20 protein-coding genes are annotated in these 23,959 nt (G+C 45.5%); 2 read left to right on the top strand and 18 right to left on the bottom strand.

Features of this window, described 5'->3' with window-relative positions:
- Positions 1-82 precede the first annotated feature (82 nt).
- Complete coding sequence (locus MKX34_RS10810; protein WP_197069771.1) at positions 83-178, top strand: sporulation protein YjcZ; 96 nt, start codon at positions 83-85, stop codon at positions 176-178.
- A gap of 70 nt (positions 179-248) precedes the next feature.
- Here MKX34_RS10810 and MKX34_RS10805 read toward each other — a convergent pair whose 3' ends face one another.
- From MKX34_RS10805 to MKX34_RS10795, 3 genes are read right to left on the bottom strand one after another with little or no spacing between them, the layout of a single operon-like run.
- Positions 249-839, bottom strand: coding sequence for a class I SAM-dependent methyltransferase (locus tag MKX34_RS10805; RefSeq protein WP_076296387.1), 591 nt, complete (start codon positions 837-839; stop codon positions 249-251).
- 15 nt (positions 840-854) lie between these two features.
- Entirely contained in the window at positions 855-1,496 is a 642-nt protein-coding gene (locus MKX34_RS10800) for a histidine phosphatase family protein (protein WP_076296388.1), read from the bottom strand.
- 27 nt (positions 1,497-1,523) lie between these two features.
- On the bottom strand, positions 1,524-2,462 hold the full coding sequence (locus tag MKX34_RS10795) for a 2-dehydropantoate 2-reductase N-terminal domain-containing protein (RefSeq protein ID WP_036689379.1): 939 nt from the start codon (positions 2,460-2,462) through the stop codon (positions 1,524-1,526).
- A gap of 163 nt (positions 2,463-2,625) precedes the next feature.
- Here MKX34_RS10795 and MKX34_RS10790 point away from each other — a divergent pair, with 163 nt between their 5' ends.
- Positions 2,626-3,195 (top strand): TetR/AcrR family transcriptional regulator, encoded by a 570-nt coding sequence (locus tag MKX34_RS10790; protein ID WP_076296389.1) that lies wholly within the window; start codon positions 2,626-2,628, stop codon positions 3,193-3,195.
- On the opposite strand, the gene MKX34_RS10785 is transcribed toward MKX34_RS10790, so the two are convergent.
- From MKX34_RS10785 to MKX34_RS10715, 15 genes are all read right to left on the bottom strand, one after another.
- Positions 3,186-4,184, bottom strand: coding sequence for an ATP-binding cassette domain-containing protein (locus MKX34_RS10785; protein WP_249267665.1), 999 nt, complete (start codon positions 4,182-4,184; stop codon positions 3,186-3,188). The two genes, MKX34_RS10790 and MKX34_RS10785, sit on opposite strands and share 10 nt — an antisense overlap.
- A gap of 34 nt (positions 4,185-4,218) precedes the next feature.
- Complete coding sequence (locus MKX34_RS10780) at positions 4,219-5,001, bottom strand: ABC-2 family transporter protein (RefSeq protein ID WP_076296390.1); 783 nt, start codon at positions 4,999-5,001, stop codon at positions 4,219-4,221.
- The gene (locus tag MKX34_RS10775; protein WP_256717035.1) at positions 4,998-5,729 is read right to left on the bottom strand and encodes an ABC-2 family transporter protein; all 732 of its coding nucleotides are present in this window, start codon (positions 5,727-5,729) and stop codon (positions 4,998-5,000) included. The genes MKX34_RS10780 and MKX34_RS10775 overlap by 4 nt, the downstream gene beginning before the upstream one ends.
- 139 nt (positions 5,730-5,868) lie before the next feature.
- Positions 5,869-7,041, bottom strand: coding sequence for a serine hydrolase domain-containing protein (locus MKX34_RS10770; RefSeq protein WP_038569878.1), 1,173 nt, complete (start codon positions 7,039-7,041; stop codon positions 5,869-5,871).
- 143 nt (positions 7,042-7,184) lie between these two features.
- Positions 7,185-7,577: a hypothetical protein gene (locus tag MKX34_RS10765; RefSeq protein ID WP_076296391.1), complete on the bottom strand. Its 393-nt coding sequence runs from the start codon at positions 7,575-7,577 to the stop codon at positions 7,185-7,187.
- 218 nt (positions 7,578-7,795) lie between these two features.
- Positions 7,796-9,352 carry an extracellular solute-binding protein gene (locus MKX34_RS10760; RefSeq protein ID WP_076296392.1) on the bottom strand — a complete coding sequence of 519 codons (1,557 nt, stop codon included), beginning with the start codon at positions 9,350-9,352 and terminating at the stop codon, positions 7,796-7,798.
- Positions 9,353-9,409: 57 nt separating this feature from the next.
- Positions 9,410-11,704, bottom strand: coding sequence for a DUF4962 domain-containing protein (locus MKX34_RS10755; RefSeq protein WP_076296393.1), 2,295 nt, complete (start codon positions 11,702-11,704; stop codon positions 9,410-9,412).
- Positions 11,705-11,706: 2 nt separating this feature from the next.
- Positions 11,707-13,785: a heparinase II/III family protein gene (locus MKX34_RS10750; RefSeq protein WP_076296394.1), complete on the bottom strand. Its 2,079-nt coding sequence runs from the start codon at positions 13,783-13,785 to the stop codon at positions 11,707-11,709.
- Positions 13,782-14,543, bottom strand: coding sequence for a glucose 1-dehydrogenase (locus MKX34_RS10745; protein WP_076143279.1), 762 nt, complete (start codon positions 14,541-14,543; stop codon positions 13,782-13,784). Before MKX34_RS10745 ends, MKX34_RS10750 begins: the two co-directional genes overlap by 4 nt.
- 47 nt (positions 14,544-14,590) lie before the next feature.
- A complete protein-coding gene (locus MKX34_RS10740; RefSeq protein WP_076104619.1) occupies positions 14,591-16,387 on the bottom strand; it encodes a sensor histidine kinase in 1,797 nt (598 codons plus the stop codon).
- Entirely contained in the window at positions 16,387-17,418 is a 1,032-nt protein-coding gene (locus MKX34_RS10735) for a response regulator (RefSeq protein ID WP_076100865.1), read from the bottom strand. The genes MKX34_RS10740 and MKX34_RS10735 overlap by 1 nt, the downstream gene beginning before the upstream one ends.
- Before the next feature lie 64 nt (positions 17,419-17,482).
- On the bottom strand, positions 17,483-18,367 hold the full coding sequence (locus MKX34_RS10730; RefSeq protein WP_094902792.1) for a carbohydrate ABC transporter permease: 885 nt from the start codon (positions 18,365-18,367) through the stop codon (positions 17,483-17,485).
- A gap of 21 nt (positions 18,368-18,388) precedes the next feature.
- On the bottom strand, positions 18,389-19,345 hold the full coding sequence (locus MKX34_RS10725) for an ABC transporter permease subunit (RefSeq protein WP_076296395.1): 957 nt from the start codon (positions 19,343-19,345) through the stop codon (positions 18,389-18,391).
- Positions 19,335-19,541, bottom strand: coding sequence for a tautomerase family protein (locus MKX34_RS10720; RefSeq protein WP_076143285.1), 207 nt, complete (start codon positions 19,539-19,541; stop codon positions 19,335-19,337). Before MKX34_RS10720 ends, MKX34_RS10725 begins: the two co-directional genes overlap by 11 nt.
- Before the next feature lie 103 nt (positions 19,542-19,644).
- Positions 19,645-23,898, bottom strand: coding sequence for an alpha/beta hydrolase fold domain-containing protein (locus tag MKX34_RS10715; protein ID WP_076296396.1), 4,254 nt, complete (start codon positions 23,896-23,898; stop codon positions 19,645-19,647).
- Between the last annotated feature and the right edge of the window lie 61 nt (positions 23,899-23,959).

The following is a 23,959-nucleotide window of genomic DNA, read 5'->3' as shown; positions in this document are numbered from 1 at the left end:
GCATATGATGTCATTATCTCAGAAAGCTGCGACATCAGTCACAGCAATTGAGAAGAAGACATAAGTTGAGGAGGAATAAATCATGGGTGAATTTCATGGAGGAGCCTTCACTTCGACCGGAGCGATTTTGGTACTTTTCATCTTGCTGGTCATCATTTCCCGTTCGTTGTTTGTTTAATACCTTCCCGGCTTAAATAGCTGGTGAAACGAAGCGGCTGTGTCGTCCTTTTTGGGGCGGTGCGGCCGCTTTATTTCTTTCCAACATAACATCTCCATTTGTTATTCTCGTGAATATTTACCGTCTGAAAGCCCGATTTCCGAAATAACTGCTCCATCTCTTCGTTCTTAGTGAATTGCTTCATATGATAATTGATTTTATAGATCTCAGAAATAATAACAAATGTACCGCCTGCCATCAGCACCCTCAATGCTTCACTTATATCGTGTTCGAGGTCCGGCCAGAAATAATGTGTCTGAATCGCTGTGATCGTCCCAAAAAATCTATCGTTGAACGGTAACGCTGACACATCTCCCTGACTAATTTTCACCTTACCAGCGATTACAGCCTTATTGTTTTTTTGAATAGATGTCTCTACAGCTTGTTGTGAGTAATCTATGCCGTAAATTTCATGTTGTCTATTTTGTTTTGCTAACGTATGTATAGTTTGACCGCCACCACAGCCTATGTCCAGGATAGGATCGCCGCTCTTAATTTCTATTTTTCTAAGTCCCCATGTTGTGATGCTGGTATGTGCCTGATTCATGATTTTGATCATGATATTTCCTACGAACCCTCTAGGATTCTTGGCTTGCTCAATCAGCGCATTCAATAAACCCATATTTGTACCTCCCAATCAATTGGCCATACCAGCAGCCTGATCACTTGATATATGTTCCGTAAGATTTTCTGCTGTAACTGCCCACTTGTCTACTTGATACTCTATTTTATGAATACTAGTATATGAAGTCGGGAAATGAGCATTCTTATTCGTCCACGTTAGCCCTTTTAAAATATGGTATATAACATTAATTACGCCACCATGAGTGACCACAATTACATTTTCATTTGGATCAGTACTCTCCAGTTCATTACATAGTTTTGAGAAACTTGAACTTATTCGCGTAAAAAATTCCTGAGGACTTTCTCCTCCTGGAAATCTCTCATCCATTCTTAAAGCCGAGAAATAAAGACCCGGGTATCGTTCATTTACGATTTCATGGGGCATTCCAGCGATTACACCATTGTTCGTTTCTCTCCAATACTGGCTGCTTTCAAGAGGCAAATTAAGCTCTCTGGCGATCTCATTTGCTGTATCTAACGCACGTTGCAAATCACTACAAAGAATACGGGTTATGTTAAAGCTAGATTGATTTTCCTTAAGATAATCTCCAAGAACTTCGGCTTGTCTATATCCCTCTACCACAAGTCCACGTTGACTCCAACCCCCACGAAAGCCTTCATCATCTATTCCATGCCTTATAAAATATATAGCCATCGATTGTATACCTCCTGAACAAGATTGTTATACATTTGCATTAAACTTCGAAAACGCTTGTTTTTTAAGTTGATCCCAATTGGGCGTTGCAATGTTTGCTTGTTGCTTCAAAATATCAAATGAATTAAACAAAGCCGCTATTTCGCTGAAAGAACCGTCCACTAATTTCATAAACGGTAATTTATGAATTATTGTCAGACCATAATATACAGCCTGCTTGTGCTTTCGAACAAAGTTAACTTGACCTGCTGGAGTAACAGTATAGCTTAATTGCTCCATGATTTGAAACCCCTCGTCCATTACTAAAATGGCTTGTTTTAATAGCTTCTTATCTTTAGATACCTTTTTCAAATCCCCGTCATGCAGATAACTAAGGGAGTTCAAAGCCACTATTGGCACGATATGACTTTTGAGCCAAGCATCCATATCCTCATGATAAGTTAGCTTATACTTAGCGTTCTCAAACGCTTTTTCCAGTAAGTGTTTTATTGGAATCTCACCGTCTAAACTGCCAAGTACCATTTGCCCTCCTGCGTGTATTTTAATAACACGACCGCTCGTTTCCCGAATTCCTGCACTAAGTTGAAATCCGAAGAGTATATTTTTCCTCACATTGCTCATTTCCTGGAGATCCTTTTGCATGCCAAGAGCATCGCCATTGTTCCCCACAAGAATTATATTCAGACTCTGATTCTCAGCTAGAATAGGTAACACAGATGGAAAATCATTATATTTCATAACAACAAAAATAAGATCATAGAGATCATCGGATCTAAGCGTAGAGATGACCTTTACTGTATCCACAGTGTTTTTAATTTGAAAATAATGGCGAAGCACAAGTCCGTCTTTCGTCAATTGCTCTGCTCGCTTTCCTCTGGCAAGCATGGTGACATCATTTCCCCCACGCACTAGAACATGCGCAAGATAGCTGCCTAATACTCCCGCTCCAAAAACTAAAACTCTCATATTTAGCTCCTCTATCCCTTTTTAGACATTTGTTGAATTTTGATCAACTGTTCGATAAAATCAGATTATCACATCTCCGGTAGGGTTCAATCGTTAGTTTGACCGGTTTTGTTGATTTTTCAACAAAATACAATACATTGTTTAATAAAAAGGGAGTCTTATCATGGATAGAAGAATTAAAAAAAACCAAACAGCCATCATGAATGCATTAATTCAACTGATGGCTGAAAAAGATTTTGAAAAAATAACGATCAACGAAATCGCAGAGCGTGCTGATGTAAACCGCGGAACGATTTATTCCCATTATGCGGACAAATATGATCTGATGGATAAATGCCTGGCGGCTCAGCTCCAGCAACTAATCGAAAGCTGCTCCGCAGTGGAGGATGAAGCCGATCCCAATCCCTCAAAGGCGTCATTACTCCGCACGCTGGAACAATTAGAGGAGAATGCTCTCTTTTATAAGACTTTATTAAGAAACAAAGCTCTGCTCTCCTTTAGAAACCAATTACAAGAAATGATAAATGAGCAGATTAAGGTACAATTTTTAGAAAACAATTTTAAAATCGATGAGCTGAGTAAAGATATATCTGTGCAATTTTTAAGTTCGGCGACTGTCGGAGTGATTGAATGGTGGTTTACCCATAGTAATCCTTGCTCTGCAAAAGAGATCACTGAAAAGTTATGGTCCATGCTCGATCTAAATCTGCAGATGATCCGTTCTCAAGCTTGAATATGTTCTCCCATATCCATCTCATAAATGGAGCTGATAATTTTTTCAATGGGAATCTCCTTAATGGATATATCAAGGATCTCTACCTTTTCGCTAAGAATATGCAGAAACTCGCCCATTTTACATTGCTCGGTATCGATCAGCAGCTCCACTTCGTAATCCGATATTCTTTCCGATATCTGAGTGCCAGGCAGATCAATATTTCCAATAGTTGTGGCGGCTGAAAGCCTAACTACTTTTTGGGCACCCAGATGCAGTCGAAGTTCAGAGAACTTGTCGTCATATACTTTTTTCCCTTGATGAATTATAAGTACTCTTTGAACCAAACGCTCTACATCTTCCAAGTCATGTGTTGTCAGAATGAATGTGGTGCCTTCCTGATTCATTTGCTTAATGAATTCTCTGATTCTTTGTTTAGCTATTACATCCAGCCCGATCGTTGGCTCATCTAAAAAAACCACAGGTGGTGAATGAAGCATCGCCATAATAAACTCGCATTTCATTCGTTCTCCCAGGGAAAGGGTGCGCGTGGGCTTAGTAATAATATCGCCAATCTCAAACATGTTTACAAATCGGTCTAGTCTTGTACGAAAGTCGTTCGTAGGAATATCATAGATTTCCTTGTTCATATAAAAGCTATCCAAAGGGGGAATGTCCCATATTAACTGTGATTTCTGTCCGAACAATACCCCGATTTGTTTTACATATTGATTTTTCTGCTTATGAGGGTTGTACCCTAGAACATTTATTTCGCCCGAGGTAGGATAGAGAACGCCTGTCAGCATTTTAATAGTCGTAGATTTCCCTGCACCGTTTGGACCCAGAATGCCAATGATTTCTCCTTTTCCAACACTAAACGAAAGATCTTCTACAGAGGTAATTATCGATTTTTCACGGTGAAACAGACTTTTAAATACACTTTTTGCATCTTGTCCACGGTGATAGGTTTCATATTGCTTGGTTAAGTTCTTGACGGTAATAATGTCCAAGTGAAATTCTCCTTCTTAGATCTTAACTAATCTTTTATCCTCCGGCGCTTTTGTAACTGCGAAGCATATATGTATAGAGCCAAATTCCGAAGGCAGCAAATAATACACAAGGAATAATCGCTATAAAAAAATAGGGTTCCCATCGGCCAATCAGTGTAGATGCTGGAAAGTAGGCAATCATGGAGACCGGAAACAGAAAAGAACTCACAGCTACGACTGCCTTAGGAAAAATCGTCCCTGGATAACGTCCAAAAGACTTAATGCTCTCAAACATCTCCGGCAAGCGGGAATTCGCCACCCATTTGAAGGAAATCGCTGCCACAATAAGCGCCACACCGAACATAACAAGCAGCCCTGCACCAAACAACAACAGGAACAATAACCAAGAGCCTATGGTCATCCCATCGATTCCGCTAAGTGCGTATACGAACATGATTACTCCTCCACCTAAAAGCCCGATACTTTCGAACTCAAAAGATCTGGCCAACAGCAGAAAAAGGCTCGAGGTCGGTTTAATTAATACCACTTCCAAAGTCCCTTCTACAACATGAGACATCGTATTCCACATAATTCCGTTAAAAAAAATCCCGGCACAAGCCGTAGACAGAATAAAAACGGATTGAATTAACAGCGCCTCTTTAAAGGTCCATCCTGCAAATGAAGCATTCGAATTATAAATAAATACCGTTACTAGAGGAAACAGCACATTCCCTATGAGCATGATAAGACTATTAAAAATAAAGTTAACACGATAAGTGATAGCAGAAGAAATATTCGCCTTCATGCAGGTTTTATATATTTGATACATACGTTTCATGCGCCCACCCCCGTAAAATGCTTAAGCGACACCGCATACAGCACCCGGCAGACAACTCCGGCAATAATTACGGCTATGAGCTGCAGCAATAACACTTGAGGAATAGGTAAGCTTATATCAGCTAAAGTATAGCTACCTGTATAGACCATTGCTGGAAGAAAGGCCGTATATTGAAACGGTAAGAAAAAGGACGCCATTTGTAAGGATTTTGGGAAAAATACTAATGGAATCAGCGATCCTGAAAATATCCCTTCGCAGAGATTAAAAAAATTACGAATACTAGAGGATTGCACCATCCAAAAGGCGACCATTCCAATACTATAATGAATGAAAAAATTCATCATAAACGCCATAGCTATTGAAAGAATCGCGTATAGTAAATTTGCGGGTAAGACATCAATATGAAAAATAAAGAAAAAGATCATAAAGCAGGGTAAAAATTCAAACAAAAGCCCAAGTACCCTATGCCCTGCCTTCTGAGATAAAGCAAAGAACATATGATTTAGCGGTCTTAACGAAAACGTAATGAATTTACCGGTACGAATAAGCATTTGTAAATTCCAATCGGCAAAATCCATAGTCAGATAGTTGATCAACATCGTAGCACAAAAATAGGAAAGCATTTGGGAGAGTGACATCCCGTTGATGTAAGATTCCCCGCTATAAACAGCGCTCCATATATAATACTGCACTAAAAAGTACACTGGGCCTACAAAAATAGAAACCATCGAATGCGTCCTGTACGCACTCCATTCCTTATAAGTAACAAAAGCAACCGCCCTCATAATGCGAAAGCGGTGCTTTATCATCTCAAACATAAGTCACATCCTGCCTATCTATAGATATCACATAAAAAAAGTCTTTTTCTTATTCGAGTCCGGACCAGATCACATTGTTTGTACCGAAAATCCCTCTACCGTCCCATATATTTTTATGAAAAGGGATATACCAAACGGCAATCAGCTTTTCTACCGGATCAACGACCAAAGAACAAGACCCCCATCCTTCGTGAAAAAAAGTGCCTTCAGAATAAGATGTACTTTCATTATATCGAAGGTCTGGCCCAAGACCGTATGGTCTATCCGCTCCTCCATCTCCCCATGCGTAGTTTGGAATTTTTTCAGAATTGAACCGCTTGGTCATTCTCTGAACAGCCATCCGACTTAAGACATGACCCCCTTCGTATTCCCCATGGTTAAGCAGCATGATTCCGAACTTTTGTAGATCATTAACGGTTGAATACAGTCCCCCACCAGTTCCGGGAGTCTTGATTTCTTCCTCAGACCTTTGTTCTTCATCCGTAATTTCCCCGTTTTGCAGCTTCTGAAGATATTCCTTGGCTTCTTCCGAACGAATAGCGATCCTACCAGCTTTCTCAGGCGGTATATCAAAGAAAGTATCTGTCATGCCTAACGGTTTTACAATGTGGTCCATTATGTAATCTTCTGCAAAAACACCTGTTATTTTCTCAATAATTGCACCAAGAACCACGTATCCAAACGAGGAATACATCCATTGAGTCCCTACCGGAAAACGAATGCCATAGGAAAGTCCAGCTTTAATCCAGTTTTCTTTTCCAAGCTCTGATTCATAAATATACCACCATGCACTTTTATAGTAAGTATCACTTATAGTTCCATGATCAGGTGCGATGCCGGAGGTATGAGTCAGTAAATGAGCAATTGTAATCGGCTTAAAAGGGTCGGCATCAAACTCTGGAAGAATAGAACTAACTGGTTGTCCCATAAAAATTTTTCCATCATCTGCAAGCTGCCAGATCGCTGTTGCCGTAAACAGCTTGGTAATAGAAGCGATTCGAAAAATTGTATCCGTTTTCAATTCTTGGTCGCTATCTTCTTCGTAACTGAAGCGTCCCCCCGCTCCATTAGCAAATATTTTTCCATAACGACTAAGAGAATAAATATAGCCATCGGCTACTTTCTTATTACAGAGATCCTCATAAAAATGATTAAGTGCCTCTAATCGGTCCTCCCTGTAATTCACTTCGTTCAGCTTGCTAAGCTCTGTGGATGATAACATTATTCGCACTCCCCCTTATTATTCAATAAAATACATGATGCATAAATATCTTGCAATAAAACCCAAATAATTGAAAGGGTGATTTTGCATATAACTATTTTATACTGCTCCAATAATTCTGTAACAGCAATGCTGTAATCTCGTTAACGGTTTGTCGTTAGAGATTTAACTAGTGCCATTCCACTAACCAGACCAAATACTACCCCATCATGTATGCTTGCAAATTTGTAAATCTCTATGTTCGAAATGTTAAAATACATTACTAAAATCGGATACATAAGCAGAAGAAAACTTGGAAGAAACACAATAAACAACAGCGGCCAATTAACAATAAAAGCTTTAGGTAATCCTTCTAACAACGCCAGATAGATCCCATAGACAAACGGGACAATAGCCGTGATCCACACAGTATTTTCTAATTGATAGTTCTTTTGTGCCTCTTCAGTGTAATGGCTAATTAGCGAGTTGCCATAATGTAATAAGAGCGCCCCCACTATGATCCAGACAAGATAATATAAAAATTTTGAATTCCGCATCTTTATGAAATCACTCCATTTCTTTTATATGATTCATTAGAATGTCTCTATTTAACTTACCATATAATCCATACTTTGGATATTGCATTAAAGTAAACTGGCCCTAACTAAAAAGGCTACCTCTCGGCAGCCCTTAATAAATCCTTTGCTTTTTATGCTGAAAAGATAGTGAATTCTCTACAACTTTAATTGAATTCCAGCTTCTCTGGAGGGTAAGTTTATCTGCGAGGCATGGTGACGCCAACTTTGTTATTATATTTTTCCGTAGCTTCCTTGATGACATCGTTGCCGCCCTTGGAAAGCCACTCCTCCACAACCTTCGGCCAGTCGCTGATAGGTTCCTTGCCATATACCATCTTTACCATGTGCGTCAGCAGTACCGGAGGAGCCGTGTCCGAGTTAGGTGCAATGTCTGGATTCTTCACCAAGGCATCTAGCCGCGGGTCGAACTGAATTCCGTCACGGCCTTCGTTAGCCAGAATAGTATCATATACATTGATCAAGCTTCTGCCTTCTTCTGTCATGTTAAGGACACCCTTATTATAAGTAGTATCCTGCACCATCCAGAGGAAAGACTGGCGGTAGCGCTCCTCATCTATAGCGGCGGAATCCGCAGGAGAAGTGTACACGATTTTGCCGTTCTCTTCCTTGTAGGTTTCGTCCTTAATCCCAAAGGTAAAGAAGGTTTCTGCCTCTTCGCTCAGCATCCAGTCAAAAAATTTCACGATATCCGCAGCATTTTTCGTACCTTCCTTAATAAAGTAGGTGCGCGTAGCGGAGCCGTACAAGTAGGAACCTCCTTTTCCATCGGGTCCCACTGGCGAAGGAATGATCTCCAGCTTGGCGGACGGCGTCGTAGCCTTCAATTGCTGCTCCCACTGCAGAAGCTCGTTGGCATTCATCGTCCACATGCCCGCTTTTCCTGAGAGAATCGCATTTTTGTAGTTGGTCGGGTTAATGGTGGCAAATTCCTTGTTGATCAAACCCTCTGTATACATGGTGTTGTAGGTTTGTAAAGCCTTCATCATATTTTCGCTATCCATAAACTTCGGCTGAACCTGGCCGTTTACTTCCTCGAACATAGTCAGATACGGAAAAACATCATAAGCGCCAAAGAAAGCATCCGCATATTTGAAGTCTTGACGGCCCATGTACGGGTTCTCTATCCCCAGCTTTTTGAAGGCACGCAACACAGTCAAGTACTCATCGACCGTTTTTGGAACCTGCAAGCCGGTCTGATCCAGCAGGTCCTTGCGAATCCAAGTCGCCCGGCGGGAGGGATTGGACAGAAACTCCGGTATTGCGTAAATTTTCCCTTGATAGGTGACGTTCTCCCAAGCTTCCTTCGGAATTACTTTCAAAAGGTTCTGGCCGTTTTGCTGCAGCAGATCATCCAAGGGCATGAACACACCAGCTTCAACCGAACCAGCCATTTCCTTGCCATTTACACCACCCGAGCCTTGAACGACATCCGGAATATCATTAGTGGCGAACATCTGCACCATTTTCTGTTCGAACTCTTTATGAGGAACCAACACTATATCCAAGTCTGTGTTTGTCATCTCCTCCAGCTTTTTCACCCATTTATCCTTGTTCAAGTCGGGTGATTTCTCAACGTAGTTAAAAGCCAGCGTCCGCATCGAGATCGAGAATTCAGTTTTCTTCGGCGTATTTGACGCGCCTCCGGCAGTCTCTTCTTTGTCCTTGTTCGAGCAACCTGCAATAACGGTAGCACCCATTACAGTAACCAGACAGATGCCAATCCATTTTTTCATAATATAACCCTCTCCTTGTACAATGGGGTGTATACGTAAAATGAAGATATCTTAAGACTAATAAGCTTTTGGGATCTCAACCCGGTGGGTAATTCCCTGATTCGTAAAGTAGACATGAACCCCATGGTCCTGATCGTCCATAAAGTACGATACGTAATCCCGGCTTCCTGCTTTTTGGGGAATCAGAAGAGTGACGATCCGATGGCTTACAGCCTCTTGGGTAGAGGCAGTCAAATGCCAATGCTCGGGCAGCCCTTCCCATTCTTTCGGATCTACATCTGTAAATTGATTGCTTTGGCTAAGAGTCATTTCTCCCGAGGAACTATAGACAAATCTGCCCTCCATCTGAGCTTTTTTACCATTTACTTTAAAAGATTGATCCTTCAACTTCATGGAATACAGCGTATGAAACAGCCAATCCAATTTTCCCGGACGTTGCAGCTCGACACTGTCTGTGATAACAAAGTAAGCGCTATCAAAGAAAAATATTTCCCGCACATACCGCTTGATATAGGGTACATTCTCGCGGTAGGCTTCGGTGGCATCCATTTGCGTGTAGTCGATTCCGGGCGTACTATACGCTTTCAACACCTTGCCGTAGGCTGCCATGTTCTTCGACTTGTCCGTGCCAGCATATTGGCCTTTGCCGTCAATAAGAATTGCGTTCTTGGAGCGGGTCTGCCTGCGCCACTGCATATGCATCGTACTGTTGAATGCAACGTAATAGCCGCTTTCAATAGCCAAAGGCTCGCCGAAGGCATGCAGCAGGAAGGCGTTTTGATCCCCATGGCTATGGCTCACAGAGCCGTAACGGCTGCTCTTGGTCAACAGCATGATATGTTCCTGCGGATCCTCCATCCGATGATGCATGGCGACCCATCCCACATCCTGAAACCACTTCAGAGGTTCTGCAGCCATCGGTGGCTCTGAAGAAATCTGCGGATAATCTGTGCGATAAACCATTTCATCGAACCGGAAATCCCACCAGCCGTAGTTATAGAAGATCATCTGGGTGTCAGGGTTCAGTTCCTTAGTTTGCTCAAAATACCATTGGTACTGGCCATTCCCGGTTAAACCGGCAAATTGGCGGATATTGAAGCCCGTTTTGAGATTGACCGGATCTCCCAGTGACGATTGATCGCCGAAGCTGGCCCTCACGGTATCCGGACTGAAGCAATAGAGCGGAAAGTCACCGGTTTTGCGAAAGAAAGGACGGTCATAGAAATTGATTGCCATGTATTTGCGAATTAGATTGAGCGCCTCCGTAACGAATGCCATCTGAGTGGTCCAATACATCGGACCTTCGGCCCACCCGCCATCTTTGCCACCCCATGGAGTATACATGGCGGAGAAGTATTCCAGCGTATAATCAAGCCATTCCTGCGCCTTCTCCTCCTCACCCAACATGGAAATACAACACGGTACGAGTACAGAGGATAAAGAGCGGATCGCATGGCTGTCATAAGGAACTTGATGGATGCGGGAACGTTCGATGACATGGAATGCGATCTGCCCGGTTCTTCGCAGTAGCGCCTGCCTTACCTTAAGGCGTTCTTCTTCCACCAGAGAGCCGTGAAGCCAATCATAGCCCCATGCCAACGCTCCGGCTATGCGAAAGGAGCATTCATCATTGTAATCCCGGCTGGTGGTACCATCCGTGTTCCAGCTTGCCGCATGAAGCAGCCACTCTTTAGCTTTGGCGATAAGCGCCTCGTCCTCCAACACAACTCCAGCTATAGCAAGATGCCGGACAGCATAGAAAACTTCCTGGCAGTCCATATACATCTGCCGCCATAGTGTGGCGACACGCTTATTATCTGGATACGGTGCAGGCTCGGGAATAAGCTCGCGCTTTGTCCAGGGTAAAACGGAATGCTTCAGGAAGTCATCCCAGCCAGTGGAAATGGGGTCTTGGCGGACAACTTCCCGGTAAGACGGAAGTTGCTCCGCTTGAAGCCATAGCCGCGGATGGTGGGCGGAAGCAGTTGAATATCGTTCTGTACGGGAAGGCAGTGGTGTTAGCGGCAGTTCATCCTCCACCACAAAAGCTCTTACTTTACTCCACTCGGAACGGATATCATTCTCCCCGATAAGACTGTATCGCCAATAATACGAGCCGGGCGCCAACGGCTTATCCGGGGTAAACAAATTATAGGGAATTCTACTGTAGGTCAACGTACCTTCCGGCTCAAATCCAGTGTTTGAGGAGATCTGCAGCTCATACATACTCTCTTCTAGACATGCAGGCATCCAAGTAAACCGCGGAGGATTCTCTCCAACATCTGTATGTTCATCTGGCCCATATGACAGGTCGAGTACGCCGCTGGTAGGTTGAAATAAAGGTTCTAACATCTCTACTCCTCCGTATTCCGGGACTTTTCCTGAATCAGTCCCGCTTTAGGGTCAAGGCAATAGACCACTACTTGCCCAGTTGTTGCTATTTGGATTCGGGGCGGTTCGCCCACCTGACTCACTAGCTTCAGTACAGCAGGTTCGTGACCGTCCCGATAAACCGTAATAAAATTAACCGACGGTCCTTTGTGCCGAAGCATAATACCTCGTAGCAATCTACTCGGGTCTTCGGCATTACCCGGTGTGCGGATTTCATACATAGTGGAGCCGGGCGCCAGTAGAGTACTCGTGGATACTTCATACTCCCGGCCGGTGCTCACTCCATCATAACGGATATTCCACTCCGTATTTAACGGACAATCCGTCTCATTTTTCATTGCGGACAGTACTTCTACTGAGCCATAACCTGCTTCCAGACCAAGGACTGCCGGAGAGTCCGTCTGGACACGGTGAAGGTCGAACGGTAACAGCAAATGTCCCGTCGGATGAAACCATAAGTCCACTTCCTGATCCCGCTCCGTCACCTGCTCAACATGAAACCAATCCAGCAGCCAACCGCCGGCCAATACAAGATGCCGGTCTAGAACAGCTCCTTCATAGGCGCCGTCTGAGCGAATCCATAAGTACGTAGCATTGCCTTCCTGACGGAATTGACAGCACCTTCCGGTATGTGGAGCTTGGGAGCGCCCTCCGATGGTAACCGTGTTATGGCTCGCGGTTTCGGAATACCATTCCTTCCGCAAAACAGATCCATAAGGAACCATGCCCAGCTCGGGAGCAACCTCCCCCCATCGGTGCATAATCGTGATATGAAGCTTATCAAAATGCCCATGTGATCCGCCATGCTCTCCGAAATCCGCCAGAACGGACAACGGATTGCCCGGGTGGCGGAGCACGGCGAATCCGGAATCCGGCAGTAGAACAGAGTCTCTCACCCTGTAACTGGTCTGAAGCTCCTTACTCTCACCTGCTCCATACAGCACTGCCTCCAGACCGGTCCTTAATTCCTGTCCATATAGATACCTATAAGCATTCGCCAGTATTGGCTGGAGACTCGGGTTTTTGTAAACCGCAATACCTATTTCAAATACTTCAGCAATTTCTCGGGCGAAAGGAACGCGCGCATAAGGACCATCATGCACGGCTGGAAGCTCCCCGTTATCGCCGCTAAGCTCTACCAGCAACTGAAACATGCCACGGATGGATTGTCCCTGATCTCCTTTGGCAGCATAGAGGTCAACCCCAAAGCGCCCGGACATCTCGGCTGCTATGAGATAAGCCCGCAATACAAAAATGTGGTAGTACGTGCTGCCTTCAAATTCAAAGCCATCTGGCTTCACGCCAATGGACAGATGATGATAGAATCCGCCTTCTCCCTCCAGCAAAGAAGCAAGCTTTTCTCTGGTGCCTTTGGCGGCATATACACAAGCCAGGCTAGCGTTCAGCCATGCGGTATAATTGTTCTCTGCATTCTTCTTCTCGTAAATGAGGATGTGGCGGTATTGCTCCATGCTCTCCTCCAGCATCGTGAAGAATGTTTGAAGCCTCAACTCTTCTTCCTCAGTGAACGTTACTCCATAGTCCACAAGAAGCAGATAGGCCCGAATAAGCGTGGTGGACCAGATAGCCTCTGTCAGCGCCTGATGAAAGGCACGGCCACTAAGCATCCAGGGTTGGGCATCGGGATGAACCGGATACAAGGGGAACTGCTCTGCATAACCGACAAGAATCTTCCGGGCTAAGCTGCTATAGAATTCTTCTCCGTCTGCGGCGAATACCGCGGCAGCTTGCAGGGCGTATCGCGCCATCGCCTGATGCCGGTATACCAGCCATGCTCCCCGGTAGGGTTCACCTTCCAGCTTGCAGCCCTTCGGGCAAGAAAAAACAAACGCATCTTGCTCCATAACATCGAAGATTAGCTCAGTATGATGCTGGGGACATACATATTGGTGCCACCAGCCACCAGGCTCTGACGGGAGCAGAATCTCTTCTCTCCGGAAGGGATCCAGCTCCATTTTCAATTTATCCACCTCAAGACCAACCCAGGAAAAAGTATCTGCTTTCTCCTTAAGGTTCATCATCGCATGAACAAGCCTCCGTTAATTTCAATAATTTCGCCTGTCAGATAATCCGACAGCTCTGAAGCGAGGAAGAGTGCCACATTGCTCACATCCTGTGGAGCACCTTCCCGGCCCAGCGGAATCTTTGCAATCGTTGCCTGTCTTGCCGCATCCGCAGTAAAGGTAGCATGGAAAGCGGTCTGACCGATAAATCCGGGAGAGATAGCGTTTACATTAATTCCATGAGGACTCAGCTCTTTGGCAAGTCCCTTGGTATAAGACCATACCGCAGCTTTGCCCGCTGCATAAATGGAAGCCCCCGGTCCGCCGCCGTCATGGGCCGCAAGGGAAGATACATTGATGATTTTACCGCTTTTCTTGGCAATCATTCCTGCTGCTACGGCTTTGCAGGCAAACACGCATGATTTAAAATTGACGTCCATCACCTTGTTGTAATGCTCTTCGTTCATTTCAGTATTTGGAACCCTATTGATCATACCGCCTGCATTGTTGACGAGAATATCGATGGTTCCGCCGAAATGCTCCTCTATTTCCTTTACCATATTGTCCAATTGGGCAGGACTTGTTGCGTCTGCCTGAAAAGCATGAGCTTCTCCTCCGGCCTGACGGATCGCGTCAACCGTCTCCTCCGCAGAACCAAACAAATAGTTTACCGCCACTTTGGCGCCGGAAGCAGCCAAAGTCTCCAAGATTTGTCGGCCTATCCCTGCATTGGACCCTGTAACAAGCGCAATTTTACCAGTCAAATCAATTTTCATTGCATATTTCCTCCTAGTAGTAGTTTTTTCTGAAAACATCTATCTTCTCACTCCGCAGGCATAGATAAGATCAGCCGGGTTCCCTCATTCTCCACGCTTTCGACACTTAACCCGTATTGTTCACCGAACACCATTTGAATTCTCCGGTGCACGTTCATGAGCCCGATTCCACCTCTATGATAGAGGGAATCTCCTTCCGTATCCGCCAGCTGATTCAGATTCAGCTTCTCACGAAGCTTATCAAGCCGTTCGCGGGACATCCCTGCGCCGTTATCCTCTACAAGAACTAGAAAACGGTCTCCCTCTATTCTGGCGTCGATTCGAATATAGTGCTTGTCTTCAATTCCCTCGGGAAACGCATGCTGAAAAATATTTTCGATCAAGGGCTGAAGTGTCAGCCTGACCATCTTAGCCAGTAGCAGCGTCGGCGGAATCACTACGTCAATTTCGAACTCTCTGCCGATCCGGTGCTTGAGAATCGTCATGTAGCTCAGTACATGATTAAGCTCATTGGCAATCGTAATTTCCTCCAGATTAGTTTGGATGGAGTAGCGAAGCATGAATGCCATGGCCTCCACTATTTCTGTGATTTCATCCGAATCCTGAACGACCGCGTAACATTTGATAGTCTCTAATGTGTTATATAGATAGTGCGGATTAATCTGCAGCTGGAGTGCCTGGAATTCAGCTTGATGACGCTCCAGAGCCTCCTTCTGGGTGGTAAGCTCCGCTTCATATACCCGCTCAATCATTTCGGACAGCCGGGTCACCATGAGGTTGTAGCTGCGCATCAGTCCCCCCAGCTCATCCTGACGGCCGTTCATCTCAAGCCTGCGCCACTTGCCTTTTTCCGTCTCCCTCATGCCCTCCTTAAGAATCAGGATGGGCTTCGTGATGGATCGTCCGAACCAGGTTGCAAGGAGCAGTGTGCCTACAAGCGTGAGAACTCCCACCACCAGCGTGGTCGTACGAATGGTAGAAATAGGCTTGCGCAGCTCACCAACGGGTATGGATACTACAAGCTGCCATTTGGAATATTCGGATTTTCTCGACACGAACAAATACTCTTTCCCGTCTACTTTTTCCACCACAGAGTCATTTGGGTGTTGAAATACGTTCTGAATGTGCTCAGCAGATAACCCAGGGTGGTTATTATTCCCTTCCGCCCGATAGAGGAGTTTGCCGAATTCGTCCATGATAAAGTAGGACCCGCCCTGTCCCAGATCAAGAGGTTCCCATATGCGGGCCAGATCCTCTGCCTTAAATTCAATGGCCACTATACCTTTAGGACGATAGGAAGAGACACCTCTGATTCGTCGGACCATCGTAATAATGTTCTTATCCCCTTCATTCATCACATTCGTGTTGAGAATGGTGATGCGGCCGCTCTCCGGGGTATGTTCGCTTAAGAAACGGTAGCGTTCCTGAGGATGAAACTGCAGGCTATGCGCCTGATAGGAGTTATCATCGCTAATGGCCTTGCCGTGTTCACCGATGATGTACATCAGATTAATCTGAGGATACAGAATAAACAAAGAACGAAACAAATACTTCTGAATGTCATTCGTATATTGATAGTAGGAGAAGCTATCCTCCGGGTCCATATCCAGGAACTCCTTGACTTGATTGTAGGACAGGATGGAATCGCTAGCCTTTTCATAATTTTGCAAATACAGATCCGTTTGATAAGACGCACTTCTGATAACTTGGGCAATGGACTTCTCTGAAGACTTATCCAGCTCAGCCGAAGCCTGAAAATAGGAGATAAATCCAACCATGGACAAGGATAGAAGAATGACGGTGAGAAAGGAGGCGAACAGCTTGTTCGACAGACTCTTTCTCATCAATCGATCCCCAGCTGGTTGCGATACTCGGAAGGAGCCAGCCCGGTGAACTTTTTGAACGTTTTCGTAAAATGAGGATGGTCTGCATACCCGACCTCATAGGAAATATCGGTGATCCGATAGCTTGCATCGGCAAGCAATCTTTTGGCCTTCTCCATCCTGCGTTTTATGCGGTAATGTACAAAGGTCTCTCCCGTTGAGTGCTTAAACATCTGGCTGAAATAAGAGGCATTTAGCCCAAGCACTTCCGCCACTTCTTCCAGCGATACTTCCTGAGCGAGATGCTTTTCTATAAATGCTTTAGCTTCCTCTATCGGATCCTTCGCTTTACCCTTGCGCTTTCTACGAAGCTCTTCCAATATTGCTGCTGACGCTTCTGCGAAACAGCGGAATAACTGCTCAGGTCCAGCTGCTGCGGACAAGTCTAACACGCTTTTACCGGGTGTAACTGAATTGACAAGCAGCTTCTTCACGAGCAAAGCGTAGCCCTCTCCCAGAAGCTCTTTTTGCTGACTTCGGCTCATCTTACGCTGGAGGAAGTCAGTTTCCCATTCCTTCAGTACAAGGTACAGCCTTTCTTTATCCAAGGTCCAGATGGCATCATCCATACGCACGACCCATTCATCGAGCTTAGCGACAGAGACAAAACTCTCTAACTTCTCTCTATGCGCTTCCAGTTTGGCGATCACATTTTGAAGGTTCCCTTTGCTCACGGGTTTCAGGAGATATTCTTTCACTCCATAGGACACGCATTGGCGGGCGTATTCAAAATCCCCATAACCCGAGATGACAACAGTCTGAATATCCGTCTCCATCTCCGACAGCCGCCGGCACAGCTCCAGTCCGTCTACCTTGGGCATACGGATATCTGTAAAAAGAAAATCCGGCTGCTCCTCCATAATGAGCTGGATGGCCTCTTCGCCATTCTGGGCCAGCTTAATGTTATACGGATGCTCGCCGCATTGCTGGATCATGATAGAAAGTCCCTTTCGAATCATGGGCTCGTCGTCTACGATTAATACACATCTCATCCATGGATACCACCTTCCGATTCGTCTCGCTTAACGCGTTCCTATTCTACCACACTATGATAGATCAGGATTTGACGGATCCGACCATCATTCCTTTAACGAAATGGCGTTGAAGAAACGGGTAAATCATGATAATCGGAATAGTAGCGACAATGATAACAGCCATTTTAATGCCCTCAGGTGAGGTGTGGGCCAAAGAGCTATACACTGAGGAAGCCGGATCAATGCTGATATCGTCCGTCTCGAAGAGCTTCTTCAACATCACCTGCAGAGGCCATAAAGACGGCTTGTTGATATAATACAGAGCGCTCATGTACGTATTCCAGTGCCCGACGGCGTAGAAAATCCCCAATGAGGCCATTACCGGTTTGGACAACGGCAGTACCATGTTGACAATGATCCGCAGCTCGCCACACCCATCGATTCTAGAGGAATCTATCAGCTCCTGAGGCAGCTGCATGAAGAAGCTTCTCATCACGAAAAAGTTAAAAGCGCTGATGGCGCCCGGAATCATAAGTGCCCATAAGGAGTTCATAAGCCCCAAATTTTTTATCAGGATAAAATTTGGAATAAGAGGGGCGCTGAATACCATAGTGAACAATACCATCATGACGATGTATTTACGTCCTAGGAATTCCGGCCGCGACACCGGATAAGCGAGAGACGCTGTCGCAATCAGATTAATTGCGGTGCCCAGTACCGTAATATAGACGGAGACACCGAACGCCCGCCAAATGGAATGATCGCTGAAAACGTACTGATAATTGATCGCGGTAAATTCCTTTGGCAGCAAACCTACCCTGCCATTAATAATTGCTTCAGAGCTGCTAAAGGACTGGGCAATCACATTCAGAAACGGCAGAAACATAGCCAAAGCGAGAGCGGTCAGAAACAAAAGATTGAACACATTAAATAGATTCTGGCCGCGAGTATAGCGTACTCTCATCATCCCTACCTCCATAAAGAGCGATTAATACAGCGATTCACCGGTTGTTTTTTTGCTCAAAATGTTGCCGATGAGCACCAGAATGAGTCCAACTACCGACTTGAATAGCCCCACTGCTGTTGTATAGCTGTATTGCTGAGACAGCAGCCCCGCCTTATAGATATAAGTGTCCAGAATCTCCCCGTTCCCGGTATTAAGCGCGTTCAGGAATACCCATACCCGCTCGAAGCCAAGATCAAGAAATCTCCCGATATGGAGAAGGAACAAAATCATAATCGTCGGTATCAGAGACGGCAGTGTAATGGCTAAGGTTTGTTTCCAGCGCCCGGCTCCGTCTACTTCAGCAGCCTCATAAAGATCTGGGTTTATTCCTGCCAACGCGGCCAGATAAATGATCGTACCGTACCCGGAATCCCTCCAGATACCGGAACTGATCAAAATCGTGCGAATGTATGAATTTTCACCAAGAAAATAAATTGGTTCAAAGCCGAAGGCTTGTAAAACCTGATTCACAATCCCTGTTCCTGGGGAGAGGATACCCAAGGCGATACCGCTGACAATTACCCAAGACAGGAAATGGGGCATATAAACCACCGTTTGCAAAAACCGTTTGTAAAACACAAGCCGAATTTCATTCAGCAGAAGTGCAAGCAATATTGGAGCCGGAAAGGCGAATATAAGATCATACAAGCCTAGAAGAATTGTATTGCTCAAGATTCTTCCGAAATCCTGGTATTGAAACATCGTCCTAAAGTGCTCAAGTCTCACCCATTCACTGCCTGTAAAGCCTTTAAAAATGTTGTAGTTTTGAAATGCAATAACTGAACCAGCCAACGGCAAGTACTTGAAAATGATGAAATACAAGATCCCGGGAATCGCAATCACATAGAGTGCTCTGAATTTCCACATGTTTAAAAGCAAGGATCTTTTCGTGTCGGCTTTGTAGTTAATAAGGTCAACCCCAGTTAACTTAGCTTTCATAACCGTTTCCTACAGATCCTGTTTTCAGCAGGTTCGCCGGAGCATTCTCATCCAGGGGAATTTCTTGAAATTCGACGGTAATAAATCGTTCATCCCGTTCAATAATTCGGGATAACTCCCGCGTGAATACGGTGACTATCTCCTCCTTCTGCTCACTTGTTCGGCCTTCGTACATCCTAATCTCAATATGTGGCATCGGCCTTCCTCCATTTCCTTGAATAGTGAATGAATCTAACCTCATTCTACCTACAATAAAGCGCTTGCAATATGGAGTTTCTATGAGTGAGCTTGTGTTTTCTTTAGGGTATATTCGGTAACGGCCAACCCTCTACTACCACATGATCATTTTTGAAATAATTGCGACTTATACTGTCAATAAGATTCCCCTGCAGGATGATCCCTTTTCCAGCAAGAAGTCGAATGCCGTTCGTATTGCCAATCAGCGAATTTCCGATCAATTGAACGTCCTGCGGGTCGCCCGCTCCGATATCATTTGCTTTGCTGTCGCCGGGATCATGCTCAAGGGATACAGCCCAATAATTCGACGCAGTATTGTTGCGAATGATATTCTCCTTAATGATTGTACCTGGCCCGTTCAAAATCTGAATGCCTTTGGCGTCCTCTATATGAGTTGTATTTTCAATCACATTTCGCTCGATGACTGTATCCGGAGTGCCCATAGTTACATTGATTCCTTCTCTTGTATTACGAATCGTATTGTCATGGATATAGTTGCGCGGTCCTGACTTACTGTGATTGCTGGGTGCTGTACCCCCGGTGTTTCCCAGCCCGATCGCCGCGCCGTAGGGAATGTCACTAATCACATTGCCGTATATCTCGTTCAAATATTCGAGTTCTCCATGCAGATCGATGGCATCCAGCTTTGTATTCATAAACTGATTGTTTCGCAGAACATTGTTATGGGCAACAAATTGGATCAGCGCCCCATGCCGCAAATAAGGGCCTTCGAAATGGGAGTCCTCCACAACATTCCAAACCGTGTCGTTCTCATACCCGTTGCGGTCCTGTTTGGCCATGCCCTGAATCGACACACCATAGCCAGCACCACCCGGCCCTACATCTGTCGCATTTCGGAACGTGCTGCGGCGTACGACAATATCACGGCTGTTGTCGATACGCACACCCATACGTGAATACTTCTCTACAGTAACCCCATCAACCGTGATGTTGTATGACGGAACCTCACCAAAATTTGCAATGGTAATCATGCTGTCGGGACCACCTGCGTCCGGGTTGTTCACTTTATGATCCGTCGTGTAGACACCGTTCCAGGTAGAAGTCAATGTGAGGTTGGATATGGACAGATCATGCTGTCCGGATACTTTCATCAAGGTGCTGTTTTTTACCTTATTGAGAGATGTCTTGAGGATGGTTGTTGATTGATCCTCACCGCGAAGGTTTACACCTGACTTGAGCTTCAAATTGACAAGGGTATCCAATGTTGAGTTCAAATTATAAACCCCAGACGGCAAATAGACCTCATCGCCGGGTTCAGCACTGTTTATGGCAGCTTGAATAGCAATACCGTCATCTGTGTCGTTATCGGCGAGATCAGCATTATAGTCCAGCACATTCAAGAGGCGCCCAGTGGTAGTAGGTGAGGAATGAACCGGATGCACCGTACCATCAGGTTCAGTTAATCCGGGAGCTGTGAATGGGATCGGTTCCCGGGGTGGATTAGGCGTGTAATTCGGAATGCTGGCTACAGGTGTATCTCCATTTGCGAACGGCGCATAGATGTTTACCTCCGATAAACTTGTAAACGCGCTGCCATCAGAATTTCCAAGACCTACGATGCGCACATATCTTGCTTCTGTGTCAGGAAGATCGAAAGGTTGCATCTCTATCGTCCTGAACATACTTGCACCAGTCCATATCGTAGTCCAAGCCAAACCGTCATTTGAAGTTTCGATACTCAATTGAGCCGTGCGCGTATCACCTTTATAAACGGCAATACCTAAATAACTGATCTGCTTCTCTTCGCCTAAATCGTATTGGATCCACGGGCTTTTACCTGCAGCGGACCAACGGGTGAACAAGTTATTATCGATGGTATTCGTTGCGATATTGCCATCGCTGTCGCTAGCTGTCACGTTTGCAATCGCATAAGGAATGATGGGTTCTGTAAGCGTTGACCGGGTAAAAGCAAGCGGTACGGATGTATTGCCCGACTGATCCACCGCTTCAACCTTAAAGCTGTACGCCGTGCTAGGGCTAAGCCCAACGACTGTATACGTTGCATCGTTAACATTGGATAACAGGGTGTTATCCCGGTATACGCGATAGGAGGCGATACCTTGATTATCGCTGGCGGCCGGCCATGAAAGTTGAATGAACTCTGTACCTATATTGACAGCCTTCAGAGAACTTCCATCCGGCCAGGAAGGTTTCTCAAGGTCACTTGAAGGTTCAACCGCTTCTTGAACAACAAGCTGTGGACGGGGGTTGCTGTTGCCATTAGCTTCTTTCGAATAGACATTGAGGGAAATTCCAGTGCTTGCCGTATCACCAAGCAGAAAAGCGATATTACCGCCCGATGCGGACAATCTGTCTCTGACAAACTCGGACACATCGATGCTGTAAACCTGTGGAGCTCCTGATTTGTCTGCCGTTACGGTAAATTTCCCACTTAACGAAGCAATGGTCAGATCCGTGACAGGCGCATTGCTCCAAGTCAGCTCCGATTCAGTCCAATTTGTATCCTTTAGGCCGAATAACGAAAGTTCGAGGTCCGCATTGGATGAACCCTTTTTGGCAGCAACATTAAAAATATACCTGTTTGCAGGATTGCTATATGAAGAGACATCAAATTTAAAATACACATATTTCTTGTTCTCGGCGCCAGAAGAAATACTGAACAATCCATTGCTGCTGCCCGTCGCGCTATTGAAGTTTACAGTGGGCTTGCTGCTGTCGATGACTGCATCGTCGCTCGGTGTCAGACTGGCTAGATCGCGGTATACAACCTCATCATCAGATGTTGTTGCCGTTCGATTCTTTACATATTGATCCATAAAAGCCCAAGCCTCGGCGCTTGCTTGCTCAGCCGCTTCGCCTATAAAACCGTGACCTTGTTTCGGTACAATTTTGACATCGACCACTTTCACGCCTGCATCCTTCAATTGATTGGAGAACGTAATGCTGTCCGTGTATGGGATCGTTGCATCCACATCCCCATGGCGGATGAAAAAAGGCGGATCGTCCGGTGACGCATAAGTGCCAGGCATGGCCAACCTTGCCTGGTCTGGCACAGAGAACGCGTCGTTCCCACCTAAAAGCGCTTTCACGGATTTATAGCTATTAGCGAAGTTTGTTGTAAAATCCGCTGGACCGTACAGATCGACAACGGCTTGCACTTGATCAGAATATTGCTGCCAACCCCCATTCCCCTCCAAATCCGGAACGTTTACGGTATGTCCAGTATCCAATGTGATTGTCTCGCCTGACTTGATGTCCCCAGTCGTACCGAGCAGTGAGGCCAGATGCCCCCCTGACGACGAACCCCATACACCGATCCGACTCGGGTCCAAATGGTATTCTGCCGAATGCGCGCGCAAGTAACGGAGAGCAAGCTTCACATCCTGAATTTGCGCCGGGAATGGCGCTTCCGGGGTTAGGCGGTAATCCAGCGATACTCCGATATATCCTCGCTTGGTTACATAGTTGCAGATACTGGCAAGGGCTTGCTTCCGGTCCCCATGGTTCCAACCTCCGCCATGAATGTATACCATCACTGGCATCGGTGCATGAGGCGGGATCTTAGGTACGGCAATCGAAGTATAAATCGGCCGCGTTCCAGCGTTCCCAATCAGCACATCTTCAGACAGCTTAACGCCTTCAGGAACCACAAACGGCTTAGGTTCAACCGGTGTAGGGATTGGCACCGGTGTCTCTGCGGGTGGTATTCCAGGAATCGCTTGAGCTTTGAGGGCGACACTATCGATGTACATATTCGCGCTCATCAATTCCCCCACACGGACCCGGATCTTGACATTCGGGTTGTTGTCAGCTCCGCTGCCCAAGTTTTGGACTTTGAGTTGATTCGGCTCACTGTTCTTTTGTTCCAGCGTCCCTGGGGGCAGCTTAAATTCCTCCAACGTTGTCCAATTTATCCCTCCGTCACTTGACCATTCTACGATGACGCTTCCTCCGATGTAGGAGGATGCCCGTGTATAATAACTCAATTGAAGATTGCGGTACCCCGTCGAATTCACTGGCAGCGCCAATGCATCCTTGCCATCGATTTTCACCAGATTCGGTACGGACGGGGCCGTGGACGAAACCGAAGTTTTCGCCATGCTATTTCCTTCACCTTCCTGCAGCCAAGGCCCCGGAATGGTAACGCCACCGGTCGATCCAAAATTGTCAGGGTCATCGAAGTTTTCCTCGTAGAGCGTAACATAGTCATCGTTTATTCCGTCTGCATAAACTTTGGTAAGCGCTTGCATTTCCAAAGGCGAATATAACAAAGCCAACGCCAACAGTACTCTAATGCCCACTCGAAAAGCTTTCCTATATAGTCCGTTTCTCAAATGAATTCCTCCCTGACATGGTATAGGTAATCACAAGCATTATGGAGTTCAAACCTCTTTT

Origin of the sequence: Paenibacillus sp. FSL R5-0636, from assembly GCF_037974255.1 — a bacterium.
Classification (GTDB): Bacteria; Bacillota; Bacilli; order Paenibacillales; family Paenibacillaceae; genus Paenibacillus_AQ; species Paenibacillus_AQ odorifer.
The sequence above is the reverse complement of the archived record's forward strand: the minus strand, read 5'-3'. Positions and strand labels throughout refer to the sequence as shown.